This is a genomic window from Chryseobacterium gambrini (assembly GCF_027920505.1).
Lineage (GTDB): Bacteria > Bacteroidota > Bacteroidia > Flavobacteriales > Weeksellaceae > Chryseobacterium > Chryseobacterium gambrini.
In genome coordinates, this window is the sequence record NZ_CP115857.1 from 2,781,729 (window position 1) to 2,800,657 (window position 18,929).

An 18,929-nucleotide genomic window follows, 5' to 3' on the forward strand; every position below is an offset into this window, starting at 1 on the left:
CTTCTTCATCTATTTGACCACCCCGTCAAAAATTCTTCCGAATTTTCGCCATCCCTCCAAAGGAGGGGAATTCAGGCTTCGGAAAAGACTGTTTATTTTTCGAACAGCATTTTGGTGATGAAATCTTTGGCTCCGTTTCCTCGCGCGGGAGAATATTCTCTTCCGTAGAAAATAATCTGAAGATGAAGTTTATTCCACACTTCTTCTTTCCAGAGTTTTTTGGCGTCTTTTTCGGTTTCTACTACGTTTTTTCCGGAAGTGAGCTTCCATTGTGTCATTAATCTGTGAATGTGGGTATCTACCGGAAAAGCAGGAAATCCAAAGCCCTGACTCATCACAACGGATGCGGTTTTATGTCCAACTCCGGGAAGCGCTTCGAGTTCTTCGTAGGTTTGCGGCACTACTCCATTATGTCTTTCCAGAAGAAGTTCTGCCATTCTTTTGAGATTTTTGGCTTTGGTATTGGCTAGTCCTATTTCTTTGATTAATTCTTTAATCTGATATTCCTCCAGTTTTGCCATTCTCTGTGGGGTTCCGGCTACGCTGAAAAGTTCGGGCGTTACCTGATTCACCTTTTTATCGGTTGTCTGTGCAGATAGTGCTACAGCAACCATTAAAGTGTAAGGATCGGTATGATCCAACGGAATGGGAACTTCGGGATATAATTTTTCTAATTCGGTCTGTACGAGTTCGGCTCTTTGCTTTTTTGTCATGGAAGCATTAAATTTGAACAAAAATAAATCATTATGTTGAAAGTCGGAGATAAATTACCTCAATTTGAAGGAACCAATCAGGATGGCGAAACGGTACATTCTGAAAATCTGATCGGTAAAAAGCTTGTTGTCTTTTTCTATCCGAAAGCCAATACACCCGGCTGTACTGCTGAAGCGTGTAACCTGAGAGACAATTATTCTGAACTGAAGAAACAGGGATTTGAATTGTTGGGAGTAAGTGCAGATCCTGTAAAAAATCAGAAAAAATTCAGTGAGAAATTTGAATTTCCGTTTGATATTATTGCCGATGAAACGCGTGATGTTATTGAAAAATTTGGCGTTTGGCAACTGAAAAAGTTTATGGGAAAAGAATTCATGGGAATTGTAAGAACCACTTTTGTTTTTGATGAAAACGGAATCTGTACAGAAGTTATCGATAAGGTAAAAACGAAAGATCACGCTGCACAGATTTTGAAATAGTTTTTACTTTAGACAACTTCTTTATTTAACCGCAAAAGGCTCAAAAGAATAAAAATCAGAGATCTTTAGAAGCTGTTGAATCTTTTTTGTGGCTTTTGTGGTTAAATAAAGAAGTTGTCTAAAGTAAAAACTATCCTAATCTGTTTCGTAATACATCAGTTCCTCCGGATCGTTGGGAATGGTGACGAATTTTTGGAATTTTAACCCCAGCTTTTCAATTAATTTCTGAGAAGAAAAGTTGTCTTTTGTTGTAATGGCAGAAATCTTTTTCAACCCGAAATCATCCATTCCGACTGATTTTATCTTTAAAGCGGCTTCATAAGCGTACCCTTTTCCTTCAAACTCATCTAAAAGCGAAAAGCCGATATCCACAACATCCAATCCTTCCCTTTCGAAAATTCCAACTCCTCCGATTTTATGATTTCCTTCTTTGGTAAGCATTAAATAATTTCCATAGCCCAATCTTTCCATTTGAGGAAGAAAACGGTTTCTGATATAATCTTCTGCGTCAGAAAGTGTCTTCAAATTACGATCTCCGACAAACTGAATGAATTTCGGACGGTTGTAAAGATCCAGAATAAATGCTGCATCTTCCAAAGACATCGGACGAAGAATCAGACGTTCTGTTTCGTAAGAATTATTTTCGTTTTGTGGATCTTGCGGGTTTCTTTTTAGGCTCATCTTTCGGTTCTTCTTTTTTCTCGATCTTCAGCAATCTTGGGTTATTGGTGCATTTTTTATTATAAAGCTCAATATACGAACCATTATCTTTCGCTTCCGTAATTATTCCTGTTGATTTACTGATGGTTAAAGTAAAATGTTTTTTCTGATAAGGACATTCTGTAGAAGTCAGCTTTCCTAAATTCAGATAATAATTGGATTTATCTTCGTAATAATTCGCCGCAATATCTCTGAATTCTTCATCGATAATATAACCGTCTGTTGCCGCAGAAATGGCAGCATCCTGAATGTCATCAGGTTTTCCCACAAAGTTTTTAAGCCCTTCAAGAGTGGTAACATATTCTGTTTTTCCTCCGGATACATAGACGATGAAATAAAATTCATTTTCTTCCGCAATTCCGATATTGAATCCTGAGGTTTGTGAAACATAATCTATCGCCGCTCCGGACTGTTTCAAAATACGGTCTTTCCCATAACCGCTGTGAATCAGCAGCCAGGAAGAGGCTTTAACATTCGGAATAATGTTCTGTAAAATACTGGAAACATTAGAAAAATGCTTCTTTTCCTGCGCGTAAGAAAATATTCCCAAAAACAAAAACCCGAATACCCAGAATTTTCTTATCAATGTTATCATAGTTATAGAACGAGGAAAAAAGAAAAATATTTTACATGAATTTATCTCCTTTCTTCAGGTTTTTAAGGTCTAAAACATAGTCTTTTATCAGCTGATCGTGATCTCTCGGGCAGATTAAAAGAGCTTTATCGGTATCTACAATGATGTAATTTTCCAATCCGTCGATAACCACTGCTTTATTGTTATTTTTCATACGGATTACATTTCCTTTTGCATTATAGGTAAGAATCGGCTGTTTAGATTTTACGGCATTCAGATTCTCATCCTTGTCTGCATTTTCATAAACGGAAGTCCATGTTCCCAAATCGCTCCAGCCCAAATCTGCCGGAATTACATAAACGTTCTGTGCTTTTTCTAAAATCCCGTTATCAATAGAAATTTTCTGGACTTTAGGATAAATCAGTTCAATACAGCTTTTTTCACTGTCTGCATTGTATTCGCAAGCCATAAAATGCTGCGTCATTTCCGGAAGATACATTTCAAAAGCATGATGGATGCTTTTTACACTCCAGATAAAAATGCCTGCATTCCAAAGGAAATCACCGCTTTCCAGAAAGCTTTTAGCAATTTCAAGAATCGGCTTTTCCGTAAAGGTCTTTACTTTATAATAATCTGAATCGTGTTTGTCTACAAACTGAATATAGCCGTATCCTGTGTCGGGTCTTGTAGGTGTAATTCCTAATGTTACCAGATATTCGTTCTTTGCAGCAATTTCAAAAGCCAGTTCTACTTTTTTCAGAAAAGTTTCTTCTTTTAAAATTAAATGATCTGCAGGAAGCACGATCATGGTTGCATCGGGATCTGTTTCAGCGATTTTATTCGCCATGTAAAGATTACACGGAGCCGTATTTTTAAGCAAAGGTTCGCCTACAATATTTTCCTGCGGAACTTCCGGCAACTGCTGATGCGAAAGCTCTACATACTCTTTATTCGTAATCACAAATATATTTTCATTAGGAATAATTCTGCTGATCCTGTCATAGGTCTGCTGAATCATGGTGCGTCCCACTCCTAAAATATCCTGAAACTGTTTCGGAAATTTCTGCGTACTCATAGGCCAGAATCTGCTTCCGATTCCACCTGCCATAATGACGCAATATCTGTTTGATTTTGACATTCTTATGTGTATTTTTCTACCCTTGCCAATGGTTTGAAAGAATACTTTCTTCCTGTAGCCAAGTTTTTACAAAGATAGTTTTTTTTAATTAGACCTTCTAAGAGGTACTTTTCGTTCCGGTAAATAAAAAGATCTCCTTTTTGAAGCGTTTCAATAAACACAAGCGTATCGTCCTGTTTCTCAATGTGAAAATATTTTACCAGCTCCGGACTTGCCATAAAATTGGCTTTCGGAGATTTCGAAAATTTAACAATGACGGGTCTTAAATCTTCTTCATATACTTCAAGACTCTGCAAAAGCATCTGCCGGAAAGTTTCTTTCCATTCGTTTCCGTGAGGAGAAATTCTTCTGCCGTATTTTTCAAAGGCAATAAGATGCGCCAACTCATGGGTTAACACAAAGAAAAATAATTGCGGAGCCAAAGTGGAATTGATCGTAATCTCATGAGAATGATCCGGAAGTTTACGATAATCTCCCAGTTTGGAATTCCTGTTGCGTGTAACTTTTATATGAATATAATAGTCTGCAAACCAGATTTTTAAATATTGAAGCGTATTTTGCGGTAAATATTTTTCTAATGACTGAATAGACATTTTACAAACTTAATGGAATTCCGGCATAGAAATTCAACAATTTAAGACTGAAAACATAATTATATTTTGCCTGAGCTACAGAACCCTGTGCATTAGCATAATTATTTCTTGCAATATTTACATCATAAATGGTAGATCTTCCTGCTGCATAACTTTTATCTGCAAACTCCAATGCAAGTTTGGTGCTTTTCTCTGCCTGAAGTGATGAAAGATAGATTTCATAATTGGCATCCACATCAAACTGCGCTTTCTGAACATTCTGTCTTACGGTCTGTTTCTGCTGTTCCAAAGTTACTTTAGCCAGACTTTCATTCAGTTTAGACTGTTCTACCTGAAGTTTTGTAATTCCTTTATTAAAAATAGGGATATTGACAGAAAGAGCTGCCTGTTGTCCGAAATTGTCTTTATATTGAGAAAAGAATCCCTGTTCTTTTACATAGAAAAGAGCGGAACCTACATTATCTGTATTTAAAAGGTTATTGTAGAAAGATCCAATTCCTGCACTTGCCGTAACAGTAGGCCAGAAAGCCGTTTTGGAAACTTCGGTCTGCGCCTGTGCTGCTTTTATCCTGCTCTCCGCTGCTTTTACCTGCGGCTGAGTCTCGTAAGCTGTTGTTAAAACCTCATCAACTGATTTTAACTGCGGAGCCAACTGATCCGGAACATTTACATCTTCCACATCAAAATCTTTATATTCCTGAAGCTGTAAAAGCTGCGCTAAAGCAAATAAGCTTCTTCCCACATTAATTTCAGCGGTCTTCAGGTTTTGTTTTTCTCTTGCCAGTCCTGCCTCTGCTTCTGCTAAAACCGTTTGTGCCGTTGTGCCTATTTCTGTAGTAATTTTTGATCTGTCATATTGTTTCTGAGCATTTTCAACAGCCGCCTGAGAAATTTTTACAATTTCTTTATTCAGTAACGTTGTTAAATACTGCTGTGCAATCTGAAGAGAAATATCATTTTTAATGGTTTCAATATCATACTGACTTGCTTCTACATCGAATTCTGTTTTTCTGATGGTTTTTTCAAGTCTGCCGTTATTGTATACCAAAATATCTGCGCCAAGATTTGCACTGTTACTGAATCTGTCGTTTCTTAAACTTCCCGTACCAAAAGAAGTCTGCCCGAAACTCACCGTATTCCCCACAGAACCAGAAACAGAGGGAAGGTAATTTTTCTTTGCAATTTTCAGATTCAGATCCTGAGACTGTTTCGAATATTCATTTTGGATCACCTGAAGATTATGTTTGGTCGCATAATCCACACATTCTCTCAAAGACCATTTTTTCTGGGCATTTACAGCCAGACAAGATAATCCCAAAATAATAGTCAAAACCTTTTTCATACTCTATATATTTTTCCCTATTAGACGAAGTAAATATAAAAAAGTTACAGTTTTAATATTTCTTTTTAAAAAACTTTTGAGAATTTTGTATCATGACAAACGAACAGTATCAGGAAGCGGTAGAATGGCTTTTCGTTCAGGCTCCTAATTATCAGACAGACGGGCAGAAAGCTTACAAACCGGGATTGGACAATATTATAAAACTTTGCGATTTTTTTGGAAACCCTCAGGAAAAGATAAAATGCATTCACATTGGCGGAACAAACGGCAAAGGTTCTTCCAGTAATATGCTGGCTTCGGTTCTGCAGGAATCGGGATATAAAGTAGGTCTGTATAATTCTCCCCATCTCATTGATTTTACAGAGCGAATTAAAATGAACGGAAAAAACTGCGACAAGGAATTTGTATTTAATTTCATCCGGAAACTGAAAAATCTTCCTGAAAATATCCGTCCTTCCTTTTTCGAATTTACCACGATCATGGCTTTTGAATATTTTTATCAGCAAAATGTAGATTTTGCGATTATAGAAGTCGGTTTAGGAGGCAGACTGGATTCTACCAATATTATCAATCCTTTGGTTTCAGCCATTACGAATGTACAGCTGGATCATCAGAATATTTTAGGAGATACCATTGAAGAAATTGCAGGAGAAAAAGCAGGAATCGTAAAAGCGGGAGTTCCTGTTATTTCCGGAGATGAAAACGAAGCCGTAAAAAATATCATTAAAAATAAAGCTGATGAAGAAAATGCAACTTTTGTTGATGCTACCCTGCTAAAAACAGATTTAGAATCTGATTTAAAGGGAAATTATCAAGAGAAAAACATTAAGGTCGTATTATGTTTAGTTGATGAATTAAGAAAATTAAATTACACCATTTCCGATGAAAATATTGAAAAAGGGCTTCTTCATGTTCACCAAAACACAGGATTTATCGGTCGATGGTTCCAGTTTTCAGAAAATCCATTGACGATTTGCGACACAGGACACAATCAGGCAGGTCTGGAATATGTTTTTTCACAATTAAATTCCATCGATAAGCACAAACATATTATTTTAGGCTTCGTGAATGACAAAAAAATAGACGACGTCATGAAAATTTTACCTGACAATTCTCAGTTTTATTTTGCAAAACCAGCCATCCATCGCGGAAGACACCCTGAAGATTATGAAAATTTACTGATTGATGCGAAAATTTTTTACAAAATTTTCGATTCTGTACAACAGGCGTATCTTTCTGCAAAAGAGGAATGTACAAATGAAGAAATGATTTTTATCGGGGGAAGTAACTTTGTAGTGGGAGAATTTTTAGAAAAAAATTTGGAGATTTCTAAATAAGTCGTATATTTGCACCACTCTAATCGAGGAAATAACGATAAAGAGGGTTCTTAGCTCAGTTGGTTCAGAGCATCTGGTTTACACCCAGAGGGTCGGGGGTTCGAATCCCTCAGGACCCACAGAAAAGGAAACGAAACCTTTCAAAAAAATTCGGGTTCTTAGCTCAGTTGGTTCAGAGCATCTGGTTTACACCCAGAGGGTCGGGGGTTCGAATCCCTCAGGACCCACAAAAATCTCTCTTTTTTAAGGGAGATTTTTTTGTTTTATACAACTTCCCTCCTATTCATGGGAGTTTACAGTAATTCTCATTTAAATCCTAAGTTTTTCAAATCTCAATATTTTTCAATTTAAAGGCAGTATTTTAGGTTACCCATTTTCACTCTAGGTTACCCATTTATGTTTTTAAACAGTTTGCATTCATTTTTATCTTAAAATTAAAGTTAAAAAGAGGAAAAATTTGCTTCCAAAAATCACAAAATAAATTAGACTCAGGTTACCCATTAGGTTACCCACTTCTAGTCTAGGTTACCCATTCAATCCCCCATTAATACTATGAAATTATCAATACTATTTTTACTAAGAAGAAACAAAGCTAACATAAAAGGGCTTTGTCCTATTGAATGTAGAATCACTTTAGACAGTCAAAGAAAGCCTTTTTCAACTGGAGTATTTATCAACCCAGAATACTGGAATGCTTCCAAGCAGAAAGCACATCCTCCTAATAAAGGAAACACTCAAATCAACACTCAACTAAGCCTGATTAAACAAGACATTAATCAGGCTTTTTTATTCCTACAAGTTCAGGAAAAGGACTTTGATGTAGATGATATTTACAGACAATACAAAGGAGAAAATATTAAGCAGGATAAATCAATTACTGAAATGTTTCATTTACATATCACTAAACAGGAAAAGTTGATAGGTATTTCTACTACTAAAGTGTCTGTAGCTAAGTTTTATCAGACACAAACTCATGTAAAGTCTTTCATAAAGTACAAGTACAATAAATCAGATTATCTTCTAAAAGACATGACAATGGCATTTATTACTGAGTTTGAGTTCTATCTTAAAGCTGAGAAACAGTTTAAACAGAATACAGTTCATAAGACTATACAGAGGTTCAAACAGATAGTAAAGTTAGCTGTAGGATTAGATTACTTAGCTAAAGACCCTTTCCTACTCTACAAGAACAGGAAGCCTAAGAAACAAGTTGTGTTCTTATCTAAAGAGGAATTGGAAGCATTAGAGAAACATCAGTTTGCTTCTGAAAGATTACAGCAAGTTGCTGATATGTTTATTTTCTGCTGTTATACAGGTTTAGCATATACAGAAATGTCAAATCTTAAAGCAAGTGATATTCAGACAGGTTATGATAGTAATAAATGGATTCATATTCACAGACAGAAGACTAAGAGAGATTATGATATTCCCTTGTTATCTAAAGCAGAAAATATTTTATATAAGTATAGAACAGAGACACAGCTCCTTCCTATTATTACTAATCAGAAGTTCAATTCTTATCTAAAGGAGATAGCTGAGATTGTAGGTATAAATAAGACTCTTACCCATCATATAGCCAGAAAAACCTTTGCTTCAACTATTCTACTTTACAATGATGTACCTATGGAGATAGTATCTGAGCTTTTAGGTCATTCAGAAATAGGAACTACTCAACAGCATTATGCTAAGGTTGTAAAGGAAAAAGTTGGTGAACAGATGAATAGGTTAAAAGATAAGCTTAATTTATAGTGAAATCTAAATAACAGTGTTATATTTATTAATTATTTATAACACTGTTAATTTTAATATTTATGAATGTTAATGACCATTTTAATAATTTTCCAATAGATTATTTTAATCTTGAAGTTCTTAATTTTATTGATAATGCAGGTTTTAGAAACACTGAACAAGCTAATGCACATTTGGAAAGATCTGAACAATTAATAACAAAGGAAGAACCTCTAGAGCTTAATTCTAATGGATATATTAAAGATTCTCTTGCAGAAAAGTTAAACTTAAATGTAAGGAATACCTCTGTCATAAATTGTGCTGTTGGGCAAGGAAAAACAACTGCAATTTTAGAAATAGTTAAAGAACATATACTTAGCAATGCTAACACATATATAATCATAGCAGTGCCTTTAGTGAGCTTAATTTCTCAATATAAAAAGGATTTATTAAACTTAGGATTCACAGAAGAACAAATATACTCCTATGAAAACATTAGAAATAAAGATCAAATTGATTATCTAAATCCTCTTTTTAGAATCCATTTAGTTACAGTCAATACTTTATTAGGAAATCCTGGAGACAATGCTCCTTTACAATCTGAAGCTAAGAATTCTTATTTGCAGAAACTTTCAAAACAATTTGGAGATAATAATAAGAAAGTAATATTTATTTATGATGAAATACATGAGGCTATCAGAAATTTCAGCAAAATTGGAGAGGCTCATTTATATTATTTTTCCAAAGTTATAGCAAAAAATATTTTATTAAGTGCTACCTATAATGTACAATCTATTCCAGTAATAAAAATGCTATCAAAATTAACTGATAACAAGATTCAAATCCTAGAGTCTAAAAGAGAGGTTATAAATGAGCAAAGCAGGTTATATTTACATTTCACAAACTCATACAACACATCAAACCATACTCCTATTTCACAATTAGTCAAACAGTTAATCAGAGAAGATAAGAATATAGACATTTTATGCTATTCAAAAAAACTATGTAAGAACCTTCTAGACCCTAATACTGAACCTGGAAACTTACTTACTGAAAAATTTGGTACACTAAGAGATTGTACATCAAATCTAGAAGATAACCAGAATAATACTGATGAAGATATTTCTACTAATAGATATGACAATAATTTTTGTAATATTGGAACCAACTTTAAATCTGGTGTAAGCATAAATAAAGAGGATCATGCTTTCATAATAATTCTTCCTCCTAAATCTAAAGGCCCTTATTTTTCTAACAATGGAATCTTCACAGAAGGAATAAATTCTGTTATTCAATCCATTGCAAGACAAAGAACAATTGGAGAAATACATATTATTTTACCACATCCTATTTTAATGGATTATAGTTCTTTAAGAAATATGTCTGAAGATCAAAGGAATCACTTTATGCAAGCTTATAATGAAATAGCTATTGATCCTAACAGAACTAGGAATAGAAATGGAGTAACTACACCACTAGTTAGATATATCCCATTTTCAGAACATTTTGAGATTATCAGCAATAAGTATTCTGAGTTAATAACAAGATTAATGATTCCCTATTTAAGAAATTCTAACTTAGACATTCCTGACCTTTATGATTATATCATGGAAAATGGAGAAATGATTCTAACCTTAGAAGGATTTCTTGGTAAGAACCTATCCAGTTTTGTGACTTATTCTGCCTTTACTAATCAATTTTACAATGCAAGGTTAGCTGAATTTTATTATGCTCCTGCATTAGATGAAGAAGAATTTAGAGGAGTTATGAGAATAGCATATGAGGAATATAATGAGGATTCAAATAACACACATAAACATTTGTCAGTTATATATAAAGAACTGAGAGATAAAATAATTGGCTCTATTCCATTAAGCTATGATTCAAATACTGTAGCAAAATTAAAAACAGAAATTTATAAGTATGTGACAACACAAGCTGAAATATCAGGAATACTCCCTAGAAAACTACCTTTGAAGTATCTTGCTGTTGAATATGCAAATTTTAATGACAACTCTACTCCTGAAAGGAGAAATTTCTCTGAAAGAATTAAAACTTTTATAGACAAGGTACATAACAGTATGATAGCTAGTGTAAATAATGAGCCTGCATATTTTAAAAACTATGAAGAAGTTAAAATCTTTGAAAATGAAGAAAATGAACTTTTAAACTTAATTCAAGAGATTAAAGAGAAAAATCCTGCATTAAAATTAAATGGTGCTAATTTCTTCAGAAACATAAAACTGGAAGATATTGCCCCAAAATTTTATGATTATATTATTGATTCATTCTATGAAACTGCAAGTTATAGACCTAGAGATGGAGAAACACAAAAAAATTACAAAAGAATAGTTTAATAAAATGAGTTGCTTTTTGTAATCTAACATATATAAGTAATTACAATTTTTTACTCATACATCATGAACACCCAAGAGTTGGGTGTTTTTTTATGTCCAAATTCTAACAATTAAATTTTAAACATATGCAATTAAAACAATCACAAAAACAACAAGTAAAGCTCAGATTAGGATTATCTGGGGCTTCTGGGTTTGGAAAAACCAAATCAGCTTTATTATTAGCCTATGGAATGACACAGGATTGGAGTAAAATAGCTGTTATAGATACAGAAAATTCCTCTGCTTCCTTATATTCAGACTTAGGGAATTACAATGTACTGGATTTACAGGCTCCTTATTCTCCTGAAAGATACATACAAGCCATAGAACTATGTGAAAACTCTGGAATAGAAGTAATTATCATAGATTCTATTACCCATGAGTGGAATGGCACAGGTGGATGTCTTGATATTCATGAAAAACTAGGTGGAAGATTTCAAGACTGGGCTAATGTTACACCAAGACATCAGGCTTTTATTAATAAGATATTACAGTCAACATGCCATGTCATAACCACTACAAGAAGAAAGATAGACTATTCTCTAGATGTAGCTAGTAATGGTAAAACCCAAGTAGTAAAGCATGGCACTAAGGAAATCACAAGAGATGGCTTTGAGTATGAATTGACTATTAATTTTGAGCTAGTGAATGAGAATCATTTAGCTAAGGCTAGTAAAGACAGAACAGGGCTATTTATGAACAGACCTGAATTTATCATCACCTCTGAAACAGGAAAGGTGATTTTAGATTGGTGTAATTCAGGTATAGAATCTGAAAGTAAATCTATTCCTATGGAAATTCCTCCCCAAATTCAGCAGAGAGTCTCTACAGAAGAAGATGTATATAAAGCTATTCAAGGCTGTAATTCTATAGCTGAACTTTTAACTTTATATAAAGAGTTTCCCCAATATCACAAGACTTTAAAGCCAGACTTTGAAGCTAGGAAAACATTATTAATCCACACCACTAACCCTAATAATCAATTCAGTAGAAATGGATATGAAAAATAAAACTAAACCTTCTTCTCTAGAGGAAGCATTTGATGTAGTGACTTCAAAAACTACTAACACAATAGAGATAAATAATAGGACTACTCCTATCCCACCTGACTTACAGCTTAAGAGAGTGAATGATTTATCAGATAAGAAATCTCTAGATGATATTTTCCTTGATAATGAAGAGATTGAAGATGCAGAAATATTCTATCCAAGCAGGATGAATATTCCTGACCAGCCCAAAAGTGAATCCAGTACAGTAGATAATAAGCCTGAATCTTTAAATATAGTTCAGGCTTCTTTTATGCCCAATCCCAAAGTAGAAAGCTACCCTAGTGATATTACTGCTGGAAATAATCAGCCCAGCCCATTTATTATGGCTAATACACTGGAAGCTACATTACATCACTTACAGAATGATTGCATCATTCCTGTATTCTCTAGAGACAATGAGAAAACTATTGCACATCAGGAATTTATAGAATGTATTATTAATGCTGTAAATAAAACATTTCCTTACCACAGCATTACAGCCCCTGAAATTAGAGTATCTCATCAAATCAAGGGTAGAACTCCTTCAGCTATTTATAAGCCTGTAAAAGAGCTTCTAGAGCATGAAAAAACTATCTATTATGAAAGAATGGCTTTTATTATTAAAGTTCCTTCCATTACTGATATAGTGAATGGTAATGAACTTTCTCTAACTATTGGTGGGGTAAGAGCATACAATCAGGAGAATCTCTACAGTAAGAAATCTTTAGAAAAGTTCAAGTTCTTTATTGGATTTCAGAATAAAGTATGCTGTAACCTTTGTGTATCTACAGATGGGTTCCTTGAAGATATAAGAACTTCTAATGCTGATGATTTATACAATAAAGCAGTAGAAACTATACAAAGCTATAATGCAGAGCTACATCTCATGGAGATGAAGGAACTTACACAAGATTACTTTTCAGAACATCAATTTGCCCAGCTTATAGGTAAGAGTAGGCTATATCAACACTTACCCAAAACAGAGAAACAGAATATTCCTTTACTTAATTTTAATGACAGCCATATTAATACTATGGCAAAGGATTACTATGAGGACAAGAATTTCTGCAGAGAAGATGATGGAAGCATTAATCTCTGGGATGTTTATAATCTCTTCACACAAGCTAATAAGAGTAGTTATATAGACACTTTTCTTGACAGGAATTTAAATGCCTTTGAGTTTACCAAGGGTATTCAAAAAGTACTCAATGGTAATTCAGATTATCATTGGTTTTTGAGTTAACTTTATCCATCTCACAATTTTGTGGGGTGGATTTTATTTTTTATAATTGTTGGTATGCAGGAATTCATTACTTATAACTACATTAGAAATAAAATAAAAAAGTTCAGTAGAAAAGAACTATTGATAAGTCTATATTCACTTTTAAAAAGAGTTGATTTAAAAGATGACAACAAACCTTCTGCTATATGGCAAGTATTTCTTCTAATAAAATGGACATACCTTAATGGGGAAGAGCCTTATAATCCTAAAAAGCTTTCAGATAATGAAATTCTGCAGTTACTTAATTATATAGAAAAGTTTGAAAGTATAACCCTTAATCCTTATGTTAAAAAGCATGATTGGGATAGCTTTTTTCAAATAATTGGTTATCAACAACTCTATTTACAAAAACAAATTCATTGGGTGTATTTTGCACAACAACTTAAACTTTACACATCTATTACTTCAAAGTATGATATTGAAAAATCATTTCTAAGTAAAACAGGAATAACTATTTATGATTTTCTAGCTACTTCTTTTATACTTTGGATGTACACAAATATGAATTCTATTTTAAAACAATATACTTACAATGGTTTTATTGGTACAGATGTTTATGAAGCTTATTCTTACTGCTTGCCTATTGAAACACTAGATAAGTACCTAAAACTTTTATTATTAGAAGATAAGAATGCTCAAAAAATAATTAATTCATACAAGAAATCTCTTATTAAAAATGAATTTCAACCATTTGAAATTTCTTTTTTTACAATGTTCCCATTTCAGAATTTATCCAATAGCATCAATATTATTCATAAATCAATATTTGCTCACACATGCTGCTATTATATCTATGATTATTTGAAAGAAAATGATGAGAGCTTTACAGAAGAGTTTGGAAAAAGATTGGAAAAGTATATAGAGATAGGACTGTTAGAAGCTAAAATAAACTTTATAACAGAAAATGAATTAAGGATATTGTATGGTAAAAATGAAAAAGTTGTTGATTATTTAGTAGATGACTGTGTTCTTATTGAATGCAAAGGAATTGAACCAAAACCTTTACCATCAGTAAATCCAGCAATAAATCTAGTTTATAATGCTCTTAAAGATTCAATTATAAAGGCATATACACAGCAAATGCTTAATGTAATAAAGAATAAAAAAAATGAAAAAGAATACTTTGGGATTATTATAACATATAAAACATTTTATTATTCTTCTTTACAAGATTTATGGGAGATATTGAAAGATGATGTTGAAAAGTTCTGCACCAAAAATAATCTTAAAGAAAATCCTCTCCCTCCAGAAAATGTATTTATAGTTGATCTCTTAACTTGGGACAAAATAGTTCAAATACTAAAATGTGAAAATATCAATCTCTTTGAAATTTTAAAACAAGCCAAAAACTCTAATAATATTGAAAAATCATTATTATTTAGTAGCCATTTAGATAAGTTTGAAAATGAATCCTGTGATCTTAATTATCTACAAGAAGAATATAGAAAATTTGATATATTATTCTCTAAGAATGAATCTTAACAATATTCCTGTCAGATTAAATTGTGACTATCTCAGATTATCATTGGTTTTTGAATTAATCCTACCTTACTAAAGCTGTAAGATGGGTTTATTTTAGCAAATCAATGTCATATTCTGGTTCCTCATTCCATTCTTGACCTAATAAAATTCTTCCATTAGCTTTTTTACTTCTTTTTACTCCATCAGCTCCCCATGTTCCCCATTGTTTAAAGAAAAATGCAACATTCTGTTCATCACATTGTCTTTGAATATCAATTGCCCATTCAGCCTTCATAGGTCTTGCTTTATGACCACTTTCACCACCAACAATTACCCAATGTATATCTTCAAGATTTAGCTTTCCTACATCAGATATAAGAGGTTCTACTGATAAAAATCTTACTTCAGCATCAATTGTCCTTAATACATCAATTCTTTTCTTTGTAGCAGCATGTTCCACTGTTACCCCCAACCAAACATTTTTGGGAACAGCTCTAGTTGAAAAATAATCTGCTAGAATATTTTCTCTTTTGGTTAAAATTTGATATTGATGATGTGGAGTTTTTTTTATTGTATCAAAAACTTGATCCAAAAATTCAAAAGGCATTCTTTCATGAAATAAATCACTCATTGAGTTAACAAAGAATTTTGTAGGCCTTTTTATTTTAATTGGAGCATCAAGTCTATCTGGCATTAATGTAAAATCAAAACCATTTTCATACCCTGGAGCCCCCATTGCTTTTAATCTTTTAGCCATTACTTCTGCATAACAGAACTTACAGCCAGATGTAATTTTATTACAACCAGTAGAAGGATTCCAAGTTGCATCAGTCCATTCTATTTTAGATTGTTTCATTTTTTAATTAAGATTTCTACATCAGAATATTTTGCTAAAGTATGGATTTTTTCAGACTTTAATTTTCCATCTATAACAATTCTTTTTTCTTTCTCTAACTTTCTGAGATAATCATTACAATGCTTAGCTAAGCAACCAAACTCCAGTGTTTTAACATATAAATTATAAAGAGAATTCTCATTCTTTTCAAAAATATTTCTTTCTAATTTTTTATTGAGTAATTCTATTTTTTTAATTGTATTATACTCTTCAAACAAAGAAGCTATTCCCTCAGCTATTGTTTCACCATCTATATTGTAATTTGCATCTCCAGTATGAGGATTTATATTCCATCCTACTTTTAAAAATTTTTCAAGTCCATAAGTATGATTAGATCCAAATATTAACCCATAAATATTAATTCCTTTTTTAATTGAAAATGGAGCTAATCTATAATCATTATTTATCAATGATTTATAGTAATCAAATACAACTCTGTGAGAATGAAATGGTTTGCTTTCATCAAAATCTTTTTTCTTTATTTTTATATAGTTTGAAAACTCAGGAAGCTCATTAAATCTTCTTACAAATGATGATGATATGAAAAATACAAAGTCTGTCCTTTCTAAGGCAATTAGTTTTTTAAAAATTTCTTCTGTAATTTCTTTTATGCCAAACTGATCTAAAATCATTAATCTAGGGATTTTAGGCTTTTTAGACATTAATGGGAAAATCTCATTAAATAAGGTATTAAAAGGCTTATTATATAAAACAACTTCAATTTTTTCTCTGTTATATTCAAAGCTGTTAATATTGTTTTGTAATTGAATTAAAGAACTATAATTTGCCTCATTAAGTATAACTTTAATTTTTACACCAGTAGACTTAACTAAATCATTATATTTATTTAATATTTCTAAAATTAGTAATGGACTTCCATAATTTCCTTGGACATCTTTGCCTTCACCTGCAAAAAAATCATAAATAATAATATTCTCCCAGTAATTATTATTTTTAGAAGATATAAAGACAGGCAACCATTCTGTAAGATATTTTTTAAAAATCTCTAGCTTTGCTTTTGTTCCATCATCAAAAGGCTTTGAAAAGTGTTTTTTTGCTTGCATTATTAATATTATGTGAAATACTAATTTAATCAAAACTTATAAAATTATCAAAAAATACCTAATTGAATTTATATTTATTAAAGTAATTGCTATTAAAAATAAAAAGTCTGGAAATATCCAGACTTATATTATTTTTAATTTTTTTAAAATGACTTAGTATTATTCAATACATATTTTATTAATGAATCTCTCTCTCTTTTCTTAATCTGATTGAAACCTTCATCAATTGAAATTACTCTTCCTTCAGCTTTTCTAGATTCAACTTTAATAGACATTTTCTCAAAATCAAATCTTAATTGCTGACTTGTTACTTGTGGCTTAATTGGGGGTTGTTTTTTCATAATTTTGAGCTAAAGAGTGAACTGCTTGTTGTTCTAAGGTTGATAATGCTTGTAAGGATTTGGCTGTCTTAGGACTTATATTCTTATAGTTACTTCTTATTAGTTTGCCTTTTTTGTCTTTTCTTTCTGCAAAATTAGTAAAAAAAGTAAGATATCTTCTAGGAGCAACTCCATCAAACATTAAAATCTTAACTTTATTTGTCTCTTTTTCATTCTCTGTCATTGAATCACTATGAAGAGTTAAGCATAAACTCTTAACATAAGGCTCAATGAAGTAAACTTCCTCTATTCCAGCTGCAACTATGTGTCTAGCACAGTTATGACAAGGATAAGTTGTACAAAACAGTTTTCCTCCTATCATTTTATCACCAGTAGTTTGACTACCCTGTATTATAGCATGCATTTCTGCATGAACTGATCTAGAAAATTCAATTAGATCTTTAACTTTTGTATCTTTTATACTTTTTTTAACTTCATTTAAAAGATCATCTTTCAGATCACCATTATCATCTTTAAATATAGTCTTAATTTTATCATTAGTTAAAAATCCATCAATAATATTTTCTACTAACCTTTCTTTATGTGCATCATTACTACAATATCCTTTATTATAACATCTATTATCAAGAGATGTGCCAGATGAAGAGTATAAATTTCCTCCATATTTAGGAACATCATTCCATCCTGTAGAAAGTAAATTATTATTACTATCAATTATACATGCACCAACTTGTCTTGATAAACAGGCTGAGTTTCCAGATGCAGATTTTGCATTATACATTGATAATTCTTCTATAGTAGGAGTGACTATTGCACTTTCAAATATTAGGTTAAGATATCTTTCTATTTTCCTATTAAGATCAGGTATATTTTCTTCAGAAATTCTAACAAAAAAGTCTCCATCAACAAATGTTCCTCTTACATTTTGGCCATATTCTAGATTTTGTTTGTCATCTATCTCTATAATTCTCACTATTTCTTCTGGACTAAAACCTTTATTTTTAAGATTTTCTTTCCTATCATTTAAAGAAGAAAAAACACTTATTTGATAAAAATTATCAGTATAGACTTTTCTTAATAATTTTAACTCATCTGTTGTTTTCAAGGAGTCAATTATATAACATTTTCTTCTTGATTTAAAATCTTCAGATTTTGGCTCATCTATACCATTTTCTTTAGCTTCTCTTAATCTAGACAAATGTATTTCTTGGATAGCTAATTCAGCTAATATAGTATTATTCTGATTTTTTCTTATAATATTTCCTTTACTAATTTTTTCTAAATAGTCATTAAAAATTCTACTTTTACCTGGCTCTTTAATTATTTCTTTTTCATCCTCACTATCTACTTTATAAGAATTTATAAATTCACTTAATTTTATAACTTCTACAGTATACCCATATTTAACAAATAAGTTATATTTTAAAGTCTCTATTACATTCTCTTTTAATGAGCCAATTGGTGAGCATATACCAAAAAATAATTCTGCTGTTAGAGTATTATCTACTTTTTGTAGTGTTGTACTATTCTCATTTTTAAAGCCTTCCTGGCTTATTAACTTTACTGCAGCTTGTGTTTTCATAAGTTCATTAGTTACAAAAACTAAAATATAAAATTTTTAATTAATATAAAATAAAATATGAATATACAAGTTCCCTCATATCAAACATCCCCTTTTTCAAAAAAGTAAATACCCCCACCCCCTTCTGAACTACTTAGATAAATTCTCTGGAGAGAAATAAAGATGTTCTGATTTATTTTACATCTTTAGAATCACCTCATATCTTTTTACTCTAGCTCACTGCCCCCCACAACTTTCTATCATCTCTGACATATT

At 31.9% G+C, this 18,929-nt stretch carries 17 protein-coding genes and 2 tRNA genes; 9 read left to right on the top strand and 10 right to left on the bottom strand.

Annotated features, from left to right (window positions below; genetic code table 11):
* Positions 1–92: 92 nt before the first annotated feature.
* Complete coding sequence (locus PFY09_RS12580) at positions 93–713, bottom strand: endonuclease III domain-containing protein (protein WP_256039575.1); 621 nt, start codon at positions 711–713, stop codon at positions 93–95.
* A gap of 33 nt (positions 714–746) precedes the next feature.
* Here PFY09_RS12580 and bcp point away from each other — a divergent pair, with 33 nt between their 5' ends.
* Positions 747–1,193 carry a thioredoxin-dependent thiol peroxidase gene (gene bcp, locus PFY09_RS12585; RefSeq protein WP_271159929.1) on the top strand — a complete coding sequence of 149 codons (447 nt, stop codon included), beginning with the start codon at positions 747–749 and terminating at the stop codon, positions 1,191–1,193.
* A gap of 135 nt (positions 1,194–1,328) precedes the next feature.
* On the opposite strand, the gene PFY09_RS12590 is transcribed toward bcp, so the two are convergent.
* From PFY09_RS12590 to PFY09_RS12610, 5 genes are read right to left on the bottom strand one after another with little or no spacing between them, the layout of a single operon-like run.
* The gene (locus PFY09_RS12590) at positions 1,329–1,874 is read right to left on the bottom strand and encodes a GNAT family N-acetyltransferase (protein ID WP_271159930.1); all 546 of its coding nucleotides are present in this window, start codon (positions 1,872–1,874) and stop codon (positions 1,329–1,331) included.
* Positions 1,831–2,508: a hypothetical protein gene (locus PFY09_RS12595; RefSeq protein WP_271159931.1), complete on the bottom strand. Its 678-nt coding sequence runs from the start codon at positions 2,506–2,508 to the stop codon at positions 1,831–1,833. The genes PFY09_RS12590 and PFY09_RS12595 overlap by 44 nt, the downstream gene beginning before the upstream one ends.
* Positions 2,509–2,539: 31 nt before the next feature.
* A complete protein-coding gene (locus tag PFY09_RS12600) occupies positions 2,540–3,625 on the bottom strand; it encodes a mannose-1-phosphate guanylyltransferase (RefSeq protein ID WP_271159932.1) in 1,086 nt (361 codons plus the stop codon).
* Between the two features lie 2 nt (positions 3,626–3,627).
* Positions 3,628–4,218: a SprT-like domain-containing protein gene (locus PFY09_RS12605; RefSeq protein WP_271159933.1), complete on the bottom strand. Its 591-nt coding sequence runs from the start codon at positions 4,216–4,218 to the stop codon at positions 3,628–3,630.
* Between the two features lies 1 nt (position 4,219).
* Entirely contained in the window at positions 4,220–5,560 is a 1,341-nt protein-coding gene (locus tag PFY09_RS12610; protein ID WP_076394100.1) for a TolC family protein, read from the bottom strand.
* Between the two features lie 92 nt (positions 5,561–5,652).
* Between PFY09_RS12610 and PFY09_RS12615 the strand changes: the two genes are divergently transcribed.
* From PFY09_RS12615 to PFY09_RS12650, 8 genes are all read left to right on the top strand, one after another.
* A complete protein-coding gene (locus tag PFY09_RS12615) occupies positions 5,653–6,897 on the top strand; it encodes a bifunctional folylpolyglutamate synthase/dihydrofolate synthase (RefSeq protein WP_271159934.1) in 1,245 nt (414 codons plus the stop codon).
* A gap of 44 nt (positions 6,898–6,941) precedes the next feature.
* Positions 6,942–7,016: transfer RNA gene (locus PFY09_RS12620), tRNA-Val, on the top strand.
* 33 nt (positions 7,017–7,049) lie between these two features.
* A tRNA-Val gene (locus PFY09_RS12625) sits at positions 7,050–7,124 on the top strand.
* 325 nt (positions 7,125–7,449) lie between these two features.
* Positions 7,450–8,646 carry a site-specific integrase gene (locus tag PFY09_RS12630; protein ID WP_333781122.1) on the top strand — a complete coding sequence of 399 codons (1,197 nt, stop codon included), beginning with the start codon at positions 7,450–7,452 and terminating at the stop codon, positions 8,644–8,646.
* 62 nt (positions 8,647–8,708) lie between these two features.
* Positions 8,709–10,982 (top strand): DEAD/DEAH box helicase family protein, encoded by a 2,274-nt coding sequence (locus PFY09_RS12635; protein ID WP_271159935.1) that lies wholly within the window; start codon positions 8,709–8,711, stop codon positions 10,980–10,982.
* 125 nt (positions 10,983–11,107) lie between these two features.
* Positions 11,108–12,031, top strand: a complete 924-nt coding sequence (locus PFY09_RS12640) for an AAA family ATPase (protein ID WP_271159936.1) — start codon at positions 11,108–11,110, stop codon at positions 12,029–12,031.
* Positions 12,015–13,292, top strand: coding sequence for a DUF3871 family protein (locus PFY09_RS12645; RefSeq protein WP_333781123.1), 1,278 nt, complete (start codon positions 12,015–12,017; stop codon positions 13,290–13,292). The genes PFY09_RS12640 and PFY09_RS12645 overlap by 17 nt, the downstream gene beginning before the upstream one ends.
* Positions 13,293–13,346: 54 nt before the next feature.
* Positions 13,347–14,813, top strand: a complete 1,467-nt coding sequence (locus PFY09_RS12650; protein WP_271159938.1) for a hypothetical protein — start codon at positions 13,347–13,349, stop codon at positions 14,811–14,813.
* Positions 14,814–14,901: 88 nt separating this feature from the next.
* Here PFY09_RS12650 and PFY09_RS12655 read toward each other — a convergent pair whose 3' ends face one another.
* The 4 genes from PFY09_RS12655 to PFY09_RS12670 all read right to left on the bottom strand — a co-directional run bounded on the left by PFY09_RS12655 (position 14,902) and on the right by PFY09_RS12670 (position 18,674).
* The gene (locus PFY09_RS12655; RefSeq protein WP_271159939.1) at positions 14,902–15,648 is read right to left on the bottom strand and encodes a DUF5131 family protein; all 747 of its coding nucleotides are present in this window, start codon (positions 15,646–15,648) and stop codon (positions 14,902–14,904) included.
* Complete coding sequence (tcmP, locus tag PFY09_RS12660) at positions 15,645–16,751, bottom strand: three-Cys-motif partner protein TcmP (protein WP_264742765.1); 1,107 nt, start codon at positions 16,749–16,751, stop codon at positions 15,645–15,647. The genes PFY09_RS12655 and tcmP overlap by 4 nt, the downstream gene beginning before the upstream one ends.
* 143 nt (positions 16,752–16,894) lie before the next feature.
* Positions 16,895–17,092, bottom strand: a complete 198-nt coding sequence (locus PFY09_RS12665; RefSeq protein ID WP_271159940.1) for a hypothetical protein — start codon at positions 17,090–17,092, stop codon at positions 16,895–16,897.
* Positions 17,070–18,674 carry an anti-phage dCTP deaminase gene (locus tag PFY09_RS12670; protein ID WP_271159941.1) on the bottom strand — a complete coding sequence of 535 codons (1,605 nt, stop codon included), beginning with the start codon at positions 18,672–18,674 and terminating at the stop codon, positions 17,070–17,072. Before PFY09_RS12670 ends, PFY09_RS12665 begins: the two co-directional genes overlap by 23 nt.
* Positions 18,675–18,929: the final 255 nt, after the last annotated feature.